Genomic DNA, 12,480 nt, shown 5'->3' with positions numbered 1-12,480 from the left:
AGTCCGACTTGATAATATCACGGTCAAATCGCACCAAGACTTGGAAGATATCGTGCGATTTTGGTAAAAACTGGATAAAACGCACGAAGACTCACTAAATAAAATAAAAGCGCGTAAATTCCTCGAGAATAGGAATTTACGCGCTTTTACATTTAAGAAAGGATGCTCTATTTATCTAATGTCTTTTACGATTTTACCGTCTATTGATACGACTTTAATTTTTTGAGGGTCTCTTAAGATGCCAATGTCTTCTAATGGGTTTTGGTCTAGCAATATAAAGTCTGCTTTTTTACCTATTTCGATAGTACCGAGTTCGTCATCGTAACCTAAGCATTCTGCTGCTGTTTTAGTGGATGCAATGATGGCTTCCATTTCTGTCATACCGTGTTCTACCATGAGTTCTAATTCTCTTAAGTTAGTACCGTGTTTAAATACGCCGGCATCTGTACCCATTGCGATTTTTACGCCTGCTTGATGTGCTTTTTTGAAGCTGTCGATATGATCTTGCATGACTTGTTTTGATTTGTTTATAGAGTTCTCACTCATGCCTAATTCAGCAGCAAATTCTATCACTGAAAGGGGAGCGAGCAGTGTTGGTACTAAATACATTTCTTTTTCTTTCATTAATTTGACTGCTTCATCGTCTAAATATATGCCGTGTTCGATTGAATGGATACCCGCTTCTATACACTGTTTGACGCCTTGTAAACCTTGTGCGTGCGCCATTACTTTACGATTGTTTCTAAACTGGGCTTCTTCTACAATGACTTTTAATTCTTCTAATGAAAATTGTGTGTAGTCTGGGTGATCAGTAGCACTTGTAACGCCGCCAGTTGCATGAACTTTTAATACATCTGCTCCGGCTCTTAACATTTCACGCGCTTTTTTTCGTACTTCATTCACACCGTCACACAATCCATTCGGCATACCTGGATAATCATCTTGTAAAAGTGGTAAGTGTATACCTGATTTTGTGTAACTATCACCATGTCCGCCAGTGATCGTTAATGCATTCACACTGATTTGTAAACGTGGTCCTAATATGATGCCATCATTTACAGCTTCTTTTATACCTAAATCTGCACCTAAAGCATCTCTAACAGTTGTCACACCTGCATCTACTGTTCGTTTCAAATGATCTATCGCTTTATAAAAATTATATGAAAATGGTGTAGATAAGCGATTTTCTAATGGCTCCATTTCCAACATGACATGTACATGGCTATCAATCATGCCAGGTAGTAAATATTGTCCATTTCCTTCTATAATATTGTCTCCTGTTAAATTTTTCCCGATTTCAGCAATAACATTATGATCAATTTTAATATCTACGCCTTGTTGTACTTCTTTACCTGTTCCATCTATTAAGTTGATGTTTTTTAAAATCATGATAAATGCCTCCTAGTTATTAAAGAAAATTCATTAATATAGATGTTAAAATAACCGACGCTACTGTTACAGTTGTAAATCCACCGATAATCATTGGACTGAGTAGCTCATTAAATACATCTTCTCTATCTTCATCGTTGTCTGTGACAGAACGGCTAACTTCTTCGCATAAAATAAAATCACCTGGAAAACCATATAGTGCTGTTAGAGCAACTGGTAAAGCTTTTGTAGGTCTCCAACCAATTAATTTGGCACCGATCAATCCACCAATTAAAATGCCGATTGTACCGATAATGAGGATAGATAATATTGCTGGTAAGAATGCCCATAAATCATGAGGTTTAATACCACCCATAGAACCGATAACGATAAGGATGATGATAACCATCATAATCGTAAACGATTGATTTCGTTCGAGTTCTTTTTGTTCGAATAAACCAATCTTTAATCCAATTACACCAAATAGTAAACTGAGCAGTGTGTAGTGGATACCTGTAAATTCTCCGATTATAAAAGCAATACTTGCTAAGAAGAACATGATAAATAGTCTAATAACATTGTTCTGTAACAATGGATTTTTATTGAAAATTGTTTCTTTTTTGACTTTGTTTTTATTAGAAATGTTAGCAACATTTTTATCATGTTCTCTATTTGTAAGGTAATACTTAGAATAACGTTTCATAAGTATTGAACTTAGTGGCATACCGATGACACCTTGCAATGCTTGAACAATAGCAGGTAATACAATTAAGTTAGCTAATCCTAAATCTTGAAGTTTCTCCACAGTGATGAGTAGTGCAACGATACCGCCTGCAATTGGACCAACTCCTGAAGCTGCTGTACGGAAATCAAAGAGGAGTGTAACGAAAATTAAAATTAAAGTAGTCGAACCAATAATTCCAAAGACTGAAATCACAACTGCTTTCCATTGAGACTTCAATATATGAAGGGGCATCATCGTCCCCATGTGCATAATAACAGGTGCAATAATAAGTGCGCCAAGCGATGGCAATATTGCGTGATCTAATATCTTTTCAGGTAGTACGCCTGCCCATGATAAAAGTAAATAACTGACCATAGCTGTTAATAACATTGGTACACGTGCTTTTGTAAGATATGAAATCACTTCACCGAGAACAATTAATGAAAATAATATAGTGGCTGAAATAAGTGGTTCACTAACCATTAGCGTTCACTCCTTTTTAAGTTAATAAGCAAACTTTAGCACATAAAAATATATTAGTTAATAGTATTTTCTAAATATTTTGAAAATAAAGAAAATATTGCACGAATAATTTTTAATCATATAGTTGTTGAATATTAATATCGTTTAATAATATAAAAAAAGACTGTAAACATGTCGAATGACATAGTTTACAGTCTGAAGATATTAATGCTTATTGGCTTGTTTACGTTGATTCACGTAGTAAACGACTAACAACATGATTATCCATAGAGGTGAATATAATAACGCTGTACGTGTATCTTCTGCAAAGAATAAAATAACGAGTACAAACGCGAAAAATAGTAATGAAAGGTAAGAACCAATCACACCAAATGGATTTTTGAATTTAGATTTTTCATGTAAATCTGCATCTTCTTTTCTAAATTTAATATAACAAATTAAAATGATAGACCAGATAAATATAAAGAATATTGTTGCCAGTGTTGTTACGAGTGTGAACACATCATCAGGTATGAAATAGTTTAATATCGCTGCTAAGAATAATACAACGCCTGAAAAAATTAAAGCTGGATATGGTACACCTCGTCTGTTCGTTTTGCTCAATGTTTTAGGTGCATGACCTGTTTGACCTAAACCATAAACCATTCGACTATTACTGAATAAGCCACTATTAGCAGCACTTGCAGCAGACGTTAATACAACAAAGTTTACGATACCCGCAGCAGCAGGAATCCCTGCTAACACAAATAAACTAACGAATGGACTTTCATCTGGATCGATTTTATTCCAAGGTGTAATGCTCATGATAATTAATAAACTTAAAACATAAAATATGAGTATACGAATTCCGATAGAATTGACCGCTTTAGGTAAGTTCTTTTCAGGATTTTTCGTTTCACGAGCTGTTACGCCAACAAGTTCAATTCCGACAAAGCTAAATACCGCCATTTGGAAAGCGAGTAAGAAGCCCATCGCACCATTCGGGAACACACCACCATGTGAATATAAATTGTGGAAACCGGATTGAATACCTGTACTTGATTTGAAACCATTTAAAATCATCCATAAACCAATCGCAATTAATAATACGATGGCGATAATTTTTATAAGTGCAAACCAAAATTCTACTTCACCAAATAGTTTCACTGTCATTAAATTTAAACCTAATAAAATAACAACGGTTGCTATGGCTGAAACGTAAGATGGAACATCTGGATACCAAAATTGAATATATTTTGCTACAGCTGTAATATCAGCTATTCCCGTTGCTACCCAACAAAACCAATATGTCCATCCTGTTAAAAACCCAAATAAAGGACCTAAATAATGTTCTGCAATATCAATAAAAGAGTTATAATCACTATTTGAAAGTAATAATTCTCCTAATGCTCTCATCATAATAAATAAGAAAAAACCGATAATAATATAAACTAATAAAATTGATGGGCCAGCTAATGAAATACTCTTACCAGCACCTAGAAAAAGACCGGTACCAATTGCGCCACCAATAGCAATTAATTGTATATGTCTATTGGACATACTCCGTTTTAATTCATGATCTTCCATTTTTTTCGCTCTCCTTAATCTCAATAACACATATGTTAAAAATATGCTTAAAAAAACAATATAAAAAGCATTATACTACTATTATTTGTATTATGCATAATAATAATTAACATATTTACATTCCACTAGTAGAGGAAAATGATTATATCGATATGTAAGCGTATTCAAAATATAATGTAAATATAGTCGAAAGGGGAAAATAATATGAAAAATATTTTGTTAGCATGCTCAGCGGGAATGTCTACGAGTTTATTAGTAACAAAAATGAAAGAAGCAGCAGAAACACAAGATATACAAGTTAATATAAAAGCGATGTCCAGTGACAATGCTTTTCAAGCTTTAGATGTTTATGATGTTCTATTAATCGGTCCACAAATGAGATTCATGAAGAAAAAATTTGTAAAGGCAGCCGAAGAACAAGGAATCGAAATGCCAATTGAAACAATAGATTCAGTAAGCTATGGAAGAATAGACGGGGATGGCGTACTAAAACAAGCTTTATCATTATTAGGGGAATAGGTGATAAAAATGCAAAGCACTTTTATGGATAAGTTAGAAGATGTATTACTGCCAATAGCGGATAAATTAAATAACAATAAATATTTAGCATCTTTACGTGACGGTTTTATGATTGCTTTACCATTGATTATATTTGGTTCTATCTTTGTCGTAATTGCAAACTTTCCATTTTTAGATAAGTTATTATCAGAAAGTCAGTTTACAGCATGGCAAAATGCAGTTGGACCAGCTTCAGCAGCAACACTCTCTATTATGGGACTATTTGTAATTATCGGGATTGGGTATAAATTGACCGAACGGAATGGCTTGGAAGGGATTTATGGAGCGGTAACAGCACTAAGTGCAGTTTTAATTTTAACGCCACAAGTAGTAGGCAAGACTGAAGGGGTTATACCTACAGAAATACTAGGTGCAAAAGGGATGTTCCTTGGTATTATCGTTTCTATTATTACTTCAGAGTTATACAGTTTCTTTACGAAAAAAGATATTACGATAAAAATGCCTAATGGTGTACCAGATCAAGTTTCTAAGTCATTTAGTGCCTTGCTTCCGGTAGCATTTACTTTAACGATATTTTTAATCATTAGAATCTTAATTGCGTTTACACCATTTAATACGTTACAAGATTTAATCTATACAATTGTACAAGAACCTTTAACGGCTTTAGGAAAAGGATTACCAGCTACTATTGTTGCTGTATTATTCATTCAAATATTTTGGTTCTTTGGATTGCATGGGCAAATTATCGTCAATACAGTGTTTGACCCAATCTGGTATTCATTAAACAATGAAAACTTTGAAGCGTTTCAAAAAGGATTAGAGTTACCAAATATTATTACTAAACAATTTATAGATACATTTTTAGTTGGTATGGGCGGAACTGGTGGAACAATAGCAGTAGTTATTGGAATATATTTACTTTGTAGAAGTAAGCAAAATAAAGAAATAGCGAAACTTGGAACCCCAGCCTCCATATTTAATGTGAACGAACCTATCTTATTTGGATTGCCAATCATCATGAATCCATTAGTTGTTATACCTTGGATTGTTTCACCGGTAATCATTACAATTGTAAGTTATTCAGCTATGTACATTGGATTTGTACCGAAGCCTTCAGGTGTCATTGTGCCATGGACGACACCTATATTTATAAGTGGTTTTTTAGCGACAGGAAATGCATGGCAAGGCGCAGCGTTACAACTCGTCAATTTATGTATCACATTTGTCATTTGGTGGCCATTTTTAAAAGTATTAGACAAAAACTATTTAAAACAAGAATTAGAAAAGTAATATAGGATGGAGGAATTTACGATGGCAACCTCAATTAATGAGATAGCATTTCAAATTATATTATACGGTGGCAACGGCCGTTCAAGCGCTATGGAAGCTATACAATGTGCAAAAGAAAGAAACTTTGAAGAAGCTGAAGCGCTCATTAAAGAAGCGGAACAAGAAATCAATAAAGCACATAAATATCAAACTGAATTGTTACAAAATGAAGCACAAGGTGAGGAAAGTGAATTGAATTTATTGCTCATCCATTCTCAAGATCATTTAATGAATGCAATCACAGTTAAAGATTTAGCAAATGAAATGGTAGATTTATATAAGGAGATGAAATCATGACTAAGTATGTATTTCCAGAAGGTTTCTGGTGGGGAAGTGCTGCCAGTGCCACACAAACGGAAGGTACAAAATCATTCAAGGATGAAACGATATGGGACAAGTGGTTTGAAGAAGAACCTAATCGATTTTTCGATGGTGTAGGACCTTATCAAACTTCAGACTTTTATCATAAATTTGAAGAAGATATTAAATTAATGAAGGAAACAGGTCATAATTCATTTAGATTATCTATCTCTTGGGCTAGATTAATGGATCAAGATACGAATGAAGTAAATGACGAAGCAGTCCAATTTTATAATCGTGTTATCAATGGCTTGAAAGAAAATCATATTGAACCTTTCGTGAATTTATATCATTTTGATATGCCGTTTAAAAAGCAACAACAAGGTGGTTTTGAGTCTTTAGAAGTTGTTGATCGATATGTGGATTATGCAATGACATGTTTCGAATTATTTGGTGACCGTGTTAAATATTGGTTTACATTTAATGAACCAATTGTACCGGTTGAAGGCGGCTATTTATATGACTTCCATTACCCAAATATAATTGATGCGAAAAGAGGCTTCCAGGTAGCGTTTAATACTGTACTTGCGAACGCTCAAGTGATCAAAGCTTATAAAGAAAATGGTTATGATGGAAAAATTGGTATTATATTAAATTTAACACCATCTTATCCACGTAGTGAAAATGAAGCGGATGTTAAAGCTGCAGAAATCGCGGATTTATTCTTTAATAGAAGTTTCTTAGATCCTGTAACAAAAGGTCAATATCCGCAAGATTTAGTAGATATTTTGAAGAAGCATGAATTGGTACCGACTTATACAGAAGAACATTTAAACACCATTAATCAATATACAGTAGATTTATTAGGTGTTAACTACTATCAACCTAGACGTGTTAAAGCGAGAGATACTGTTCCTAATCCAAATTCACCATTCTTCCCTGAGTATTATTTTGATAACTATGAAATGCCAGGTAGAAAAATGAATCCATATCGTGGTTGGGAAATTTATCCTAAAGGGATATACGATATTATGATTAATTTAAAAGAAAATTATCACAACATAGAAAGTTTCATTTCTGAAAATGGTATGGGCGTTGAAAATGAAGCACGATTCATCGAAGACGGCCAAATTAATGATACTTACAGAATAGATTTTGTAAAATCACACTTAATATGGTTGAATAAAGCTATAGAAGAAGGTGCGAATTGTACAGGGTATCATATGTGGACGTTTATGGATAACTGGTCATGGATGAATGCATATAAGAATCGATATGGTTTTGTTTCGGTGGATATTGATACAATGAAAAGAACAATCAAACAAAGTGGAAAATGGTTTAAAGAAGTTTCTTCAAGCAACAGTTTAAATGACTAATATGAAATACAAAGAGAAATATTAGGAGAGAGCGTGATGGAAACCAGAGACCTTAACATTGTTAAAATATTATACCAGCATCAACACGAATATATGAACAGTGATGCAATTGCCAAATTATTGGGACTATCTTCAAAAACGATTCGCTCACATATAAAAATTATTAATGAAGCGAGCAATGAATATGGTTTCACTATTTTAATCAAAAAGTCAAAAGGTTATCAGCTCCAAATAATGGATGAAGGTTTATTTAATTACTTTTTGAATGAACGGTTTTTAAAAGATGAAAATTTAAATTTCAACAATCAAAATAGTAGAATTCGTTATATTATGAAAAAATTATTGCTGGATAACCATTATACAAAACTAGAATCTTTGAGTGAAAGTATGTTTGTAAGTGTAGGTACTTTAAAAAACGACATGAATGAAATGAGAAAAATACTCTCTCAATATGAAATTGAAATCGTAAGCCGTCCAAATTACGGCATGAAAATAATTGGCAAAGAATTTCAAATTAGGTATGCCATTGCTCAATTTTTATTAAATAATCAACATGTTAATATAGGTTTTACAGAAGATGATATTAAAAGCGTTAAATCATATCTGATTAAACTGTTAAGCAAGTATAAAATTGAAATTCCTGAAGTGAAACTTGATAATCTTGTAACACATATTAATATTGCGATCGTTAGAATGAGAAATCAACTTATGATAGAACAACAATTTCAAATTGAAGAGCAACCGTTACCTAAAGAATTAAAGGCATTCTTTCAAGAAATGATTCAATTTATAGAGCGTCGTTTTGCTTTGAATTTACCTAAAAAAGAAATGGATTATTTGTATATTCATTTTGTGACGACAGGTATTATGAATGAAGTCACAAATGTACCTAGAAATAATATGATTGAGACGATGATTAAACATATGTTAGATTATATTAAACGCATTTTTTATTTAGATTTAACGACAGACAATGCACTTAAGAAAAACTTATATTTACATTTATGTACATCCATTCATCGATATAAATATAAAATGAATATTAGAAATCCAATGTTAAATGAAATTAAACAAAACTACCCATTTGCTTTTGATATTGCTTTAGTGGCGAGTAAAATGATTGAAAAAGATTTAAAAGTACAAATATCGGAAAGTGAAATAGGGTATTTAGCGCTTCACTTTGAGATGGCATTAAACCGAATAGAGACAGATAAAGGAAAGTTGAACGTCATACTTGTCTGCAATTCAGGATTAACAAGCTCTCAATTAATAAAGTATAAATTGATGCAGAACTTTGGAAATCAAATTCAAATTTCTGAAATTATAGAGTTATATAATATTCATAAAGCAAACCTCGAACAGTCAGATTTGATTATTTCAACAGTACCGATTAATGATACTGTAGATTGACCTGTGTTATATGTTAATCCAATTATGTCGCAGCAAGATTTAGATAAGATACAAAGGTATATTGATTTAAAGGATTCTCATCATTCAGAAGCATTAATAGAAATAATCGAACTAAAAACAAAGTTGAACAATAAAGATGATTTATTAAAATTTTTTAAATACTCAATTGAAAAAGCGAGATTTAATTCATAGTGGATTTATAGACAGCGTAGAAGAAAGGGAACAACATGCTTCTACAGCTTATGGAAATTTAGTAGCGATACCACATCCAGTAATGCCTTTAGCAAAGCAAACATTCATATATATGATAACGATGGAAAAACCAATCGCATGGGATGATAAAGAAGTACAAATTGTATTTTGTCTCGGTTTAAAAAAGAATACAACAATCAATCTAGAAAAAATGTATCAAAACTTAACCGATATTATTAATGATTACACTAAAGTCTTAAAGTTAATAGAAGCGGATACCGAAGAACAATTTCATAAAGTCTTTTCACCTTAGTAGAGTCTGGGACATAAATACCTAAACTCAAAATAAAAGATCTCTTCATTAGGCTATTGCCTAGTGAAGAGATCTTTATATTTTACGATTTTGAAAGTACATGCTTGCTTCTTACTTTATATATCGATCAATTCTATCTATCCCAATAACTTGCTCTTTCAAATGCTTTGACTATTGTGTCTGGTTCGTCTGAAATGAAGACACCAGACCCGTATAAGTCTAGTTTGGCATTTTTAAGTTTTTCAGCTGCGTGTTGATTAAAGACTAACGGTTTGTTGTGTTTATAAGAAAGTTCTGCAAATTCTTCTATTGATGGGTTAATATCGCTATCGTCTGATAATACGATGAGACTATCAAATAATGTTGGATGTGCTGTATTAAATGTTTCTGTTATACCGTAGTCTTCTGATATGCTTTTTGGATGTTTTCCTACGAATGCATAATTTAATTTGTTTGCTGTAAATACTTTGGCGTATGATTTTAAAGTTTCAGCGCTAATATCACCGTTTATTAATACGGCTACTGAATGTCCTGGTAATGGGATGTTGAATTTTTCCATTGTGAGTTGACTATCTTTAGATTCTGATTGCACTTCCTCATTTGTTTCAGGTACTGTAACACCTACGTTTTGTGCCACTTCTTCAGCTAATTTACGATCAACTTTGTTTAGTTGATTTACTGCATTTTGTTTCACCATAATAGATTTGCACATACCAATCTCGAAAGAAAAGCCTTGTACCATATGATTGTATTCGTCTTCATTAAGACTATTTAAATACAATTTTGGTTGGCTATAATAATCTTTAAAGCTTTCACTTCTTTTTTGAATTTTATGGCCATCTACTTTTTCCTGGTAATGTTCATAGCCACCTTCTTCTTTAGGTGTTGTATGTGGGTCATTATTGTTGAGTGCGTTCTTATGATAAGCGACTTGCCCTTTATGAACATTCATTTGATGCATGGCATCTCTTTGGTTATTGTGAACTTCATTTACCGGTCGATTGACTGGTATTTGATTGAAGTTTGGTCCGCCTAATCTGGAGATTTGTGTGTCGGTATATGAGAACAGTCGTCCTTGCAATAAAGGATCATTTGTAAAATCTATACCCGGTACGATATGTCCAGGGTGAAATGCAGCTTGTTCAGTTTCATCAAATACGTTGCTTACATTTCTGTTCAGCGTCATTTTACCTACTTTTTGGACGGGTACTTGATCTTCCGGCCAAATTTTTGTTGGATCTAATATGTCGAAATCAAAATCGAATTCTTGTTCTGGTCGAATAATTTGCAGAGCTAACTCCCATTCTGGGAAATCACCTTTTTCAATAGATTCATATAAATCTTTGCGGTGGAAATCGATATCTTTACCAGATAAAATTTGTGCTTCATCCCAAACGAGTGATTCTAATCCTTGCACTGGTTTCCAATGAAATTTACAAAGTGAGCCTGACCTTCACGATTAACAAGTCGGAATGTATGAACACCAAACCCTTCGACTTGTCTAAAGTTCTTAGGAATACCACGATCACTCATTACCCACATTGTCGTATGAGTCGATTCAGGATTTTGTGCAAAGAAGTCCCAAAATGTGTCGTGTGCCGAACCACCTTGAGGCATTTCGTTGTGAGGTTCAGGTTTAACTGCATGAATTAAGTCTGGGAATTTAATCGCATCTTGTATGAAGAATACGGGAATGTCATTTCCAACTAAGTCAAAGATACCTTCGTCTGTATAGAATTTCGTCGCAAACCCTCGAACATCTCTCACAGTGTCAGGAGAACCTTTAGAACCTTGTACAGTTGAAAATCTTACGAATACGGGGGTCGTTTTATTGGGTTGAGTTAAAAAGTCAGCAGATGTATATTCTGATAAATCTTCATAAACTTGAAATTCACCGTGTGCACCAAAACCTCTTGCATGCACAATACGTTCAGGTATACGCTCATGATCAAAATGCATGATTTTTTCTCTGAAATGGAAATCTTCTAATAAGCTCGGTCCGCGTTCTCCAACAGTTAAAGTATTTTCATCTTCACTTACTTTAACGCCATTATTCGTCGTTAATGCTTTACCGTCATTATCCTTTTTCACGTCATTTAATTGATCTTGCTTTTTATTACTCAATTTCATCCCTCTAATTATAGTGTACGTTTTCCCTTTAAAGATAATTAGAAACGTCATTTTGGAAAAAGATTGAAATAGACTAATCATTTTGGGTATAAGTATATTAATGAGCTTTAAATGTAAAGACATTTCATAAAAGGAGGTGTACCAATATGACACATTTACCGAAAATTGGACAGCCTGCTACGAACGCGTTAAACAACATCAACGTGACAACTTTAGAGCAAGTATCGAAACTAGATGAACACAATTTGTCGAAATTACATGGTCTAGGACCAAAAGCGATAAGTATTTTGAAAAAGTCTTTGGAAGATGAAGGATTGTCATTTAGTAAATTGGATGATGATTTACGTCATTTAAAGTTTACCGTACTCGGTGATTTAAAATGTGATAATGCACCTAAAAGAAGGATAGTACGAGATTTTGTAATTGCATCAACTATAGGAGATGAAAAATATCTTAGTAATTGGTTAACGGATGATGTTGTATGGAATGTCCCAGGAGAATTTGAATTGAACGGTAAAGAGGCCTTTATAGATGAAGTTAAAGAACACTTACAAAAAGTATCGAGTCTTGAAATAAAATCTATGCTCACACATGGCAAAGAAGCTTCTACACATGGAACAATCATCAGTCATTCAGGCGAAGAAATACATTTTGCTGAGATGTATGAATTTGAAAATCATAAAAAAGACGCCAAAATTAAAAAAGCCACTTCTTATATTGTGATGAGACCTTAATATTATTTGAAATATAATGGTAGAAACATTACCTAT

The 12,480-nt window shown here is 33.2% G+C and carries 11 protein-coding genes and 1 pseudogene; 8 read left to right on the top strand and 4 right to left on the bottom strand.

The annotated features are described in order from the left end of the window. Window positions 1-171 precede the first annotated feature (171 nt). The 3 genes from LQ598_RS04910 to LQ598_RS04900 all read right to left on the bottom strand — a co-directional run bounded on the left by LQ598_RS04910 (window position 172) and on the right by LQ598_RS04900 (window position 4,141). The gene (locus tag LQ598_RS04910) at window positions 172-1,389 is read right to left on the bottom strand and encodes a metal-dependent hydrolase family protein (protein WP_107536887.1); all 1,218 of its coding nucleotides are present in this window, start codon (window positions 1,387-1,389) and stop codon (window positions 172-174) included. Between the two features lie 19 nt (window positions 1,390-1,408). Next, window positions 1,409-2,575 carry a hypothetical protein gene (locus tag LQ598_RS04905; protein ID WP_107536886.1) on the bottom strand — a complete coding sequence of 389 codons (1,167 nt, stop codon included), beginning with the start codon at window positions 2,573-2,575 and terminating at the stop codon, window positions 1,409-1,411. Between the two features lie 204 nt (window positions 2,576-2,779). Then, window positions 2,780-4,141 (bottom strand): amino acid permease, encoded by a 1,362-nt coding sequence (locus LQ598_RS04900; RefSeq protein WP_016912613.1) that lies wholly within the window; start codon window positions 4,139-4,141, stop codon window positions 2,780-2,782. A gap of 204 nt (window positions 4,142-4,345) precedes the next feature. Here LQ598_RS04900 and LQ598_RS04895 point away from each other — a divergent pair, with 204 nt between their 5' ends. The 7 genes from LQ598_RS04895 to LQ598_RS04865 are packed head-to-tail and all read left to right on the top strand — an operon-like array spanning window position 4,346 to window position 9,580. Continuing rightward, window positions 4,346-4,660: a PTS sugar transporter subunit IIB gene (locus LQ598_RS04895; protein WP_239745334.1), complete on the top strand. Its 315-nt coding sequence runs from the start codon at window positions 4,346-4,348 to the stop codon at window positions 4,658-4,660. A gap of 9 nt (window positions 4,661-4,669) precedes the next feature. After that, entirely contained in the window at window positions 4,670-5,950 is a 1,281-nt protein-coding gene (celB, locus tag LQ598_RS04890; protein WP_239745343.1) for a PTS cellobiose transporter subunit IIC, read from the top strand. A gap of 21 nt (window positions 5,951-5,971) precedes the next feature. Then, complete coding sequence (locus LQ598_RS04885) at window positions 5,972-6,286, top strand: PTS sugar transporter subunit IIA (RefSeq protein ID WP_016912616.1); 315 nt, start codon at window positions 5,972-5,974, stop codon at window positions 6,284-6,286. Continuing rightward, a complete protein-coding gene (locus LQ598_RS04880) occupies window positions 6,283-7,665 on the top strand; it encodes a glycoside hydrolase family 1 protein (RefSeq protein WP_239745333.1) in 1,383 nt (460 codons plus the stop codon). The genes LQ598_RS04885 and LQ598_RS04880 overlap by 4 nt, the downstream gene beginning before the upstream one ends. 36 nt (window positions 7,666-7,701) lie before the next feature. After that, a complete protein-coding gene (locus tag LQ598_RS04875; protein ID WP_239745332.1) occupies window positions 7,702-9,075 on the top strand; it encodes a BglG family transcription antiterminator in 1,374 nt (457 codons plus the stop codon). Window positions 9,076-9,099: 24 nt separating this feature from the next. Next, on the top strand, window positions 9,100-9,267 hold the full coding sequence (locus LQ598_RS04870) for a hypothetical protein (RefSeq protein ID WP_239745331.1): 168 nt from the start codon (window positions 9,100-9,102) through the stop codon (window positions 9,265-9,267). Continuing rightward, window positions 9,242-9,580, top strand: a complete 339-nt coding sequence (locus LQ598_RS04865) for a PTS sugar transporter subunit IIA (RefSeq protein ID WP_239745330.1) — start codon at window positions 9,242-9,244, stop codon at window positions 9,578-9,580. Before LQ598_RS04870 ends, LQ598_RS04865 begins: the two co-directional genes overlap by 26 nt. A 133-nt stretch (window positions 9,581-9,713) precedes the next feature. Here the strand turns inward: LQ598_RS04865 and LQ598_RS04860 are convergent. Beyond that, a pseudogene (locus tag LQ598_RS04860) lies at window positions 9,714-11,704 on the bottom strand (catalase). Between the two features lie 152 nt (window positions 11,705-11,856). Here LQ598_RS04860 and LQ598_RS04855 point away from each other — a divergent pair. Further along, window positions 11,857-12,444 carry a nuclear transport factor 2 family protein gene (locus LQ598_RS04855; protein WP_239745329.1) on the top strand — a complete coding sequence of 196 codons (588 nt, stop codon included), beginning with the start codon at window positions 11,857-11,859 and terminating at the stop codon, window positions 12,442-12,444. The last annotated feature ends 36 nt before the right edge of the window (window positions 12,445-12,480 follow it).

The organism is Mammaliicoccus sp. F-M27 (assembly GCF_022387115.1).
Taxonomy (GTDB): Bacteria; Bacillota; Bacilli; order Staphylococcales; family Staphylococcaceae; genus Mammaliicoccus; species Mammaliicoccus vitulinus.
The sequence above is the reverse complement of the archived record's forward strand: the minus strand, read 5'-3'. Positions and strand labels throughout refer to the sequence as shown.

Excerpts from the sequence above, each read along its gene's own strand:
- LQ598_RS04910 (WP_107536887.1), bottom strand. The coding sequence starts at position 1,389 with ATGATTTTAAAAAACATCAACTTAATAGATGGAACAGGTAAAGAAGTA.
- LQ598_RS04905 (WP_107536886.1), bottom strand. The coding sequence starts at position 2,575 with ATGGTTAGTGAACCACTTATTTCAGCCACTATATTATTTTCATTAATT.
- LQ598_RS04900 (WP_016912613.1), bottom strand. The coding sequence starts at position 4,141 with ATGGAAGATCATGAATTAAAACGGAGTATGTCCAATAGACATATACAA.
- LQ598_RS04895 (WP_239745334.1), top strand. The coding sequence starts at position 4,346 with ATGAAAAATATTTTGTTAGCATGCTCAGCGGGAATGTCTACGAGTTTA.
- celB (WP_239745343.1), top strand. The coding sequence starts at position 4,670 with ATGCAAAGCACTTTTATGGATAAGTTAGAAGATGTATTACTGCCAATA.
- LQ598_RS04885 (WP_016912616.1), top strand. The coding sequence starts at position 5,972 with ATGGCAACCTCAATTAATGAGATAGCATTTCAAATTATATTATACGGT.
- LQ598_RS04880 (WP_239745333.1), top strand. The coding sequence starts at position 6,283 with ATGACTAAGTATGTATTTCCAGAAGGTTTCTGGTGGGGAAGTGCTGCC.
- LQ598_RS04875 (WP_239745332.1), top strand. The coding sequence starts at position 7,702 with ATGGAAACCAGAGACCTTAACATTGTTAAAATATTATACCAGCATCAA.
- LQ598_RS04870 (WP_239745331.1), top strand. The coding sequence starts at position 9,100 with ATGTCGCAGCAAGATTTAGATAAGATACAAAGGTATATTGATTTAAAG.
- LQ598_RS04855 (WP_239745329.1), top strand. The coding sequence starts at position 11,857 with ATGACACATTTACCGAAAATTGGACAGCCTGCTACGAACGCGTTAAAC.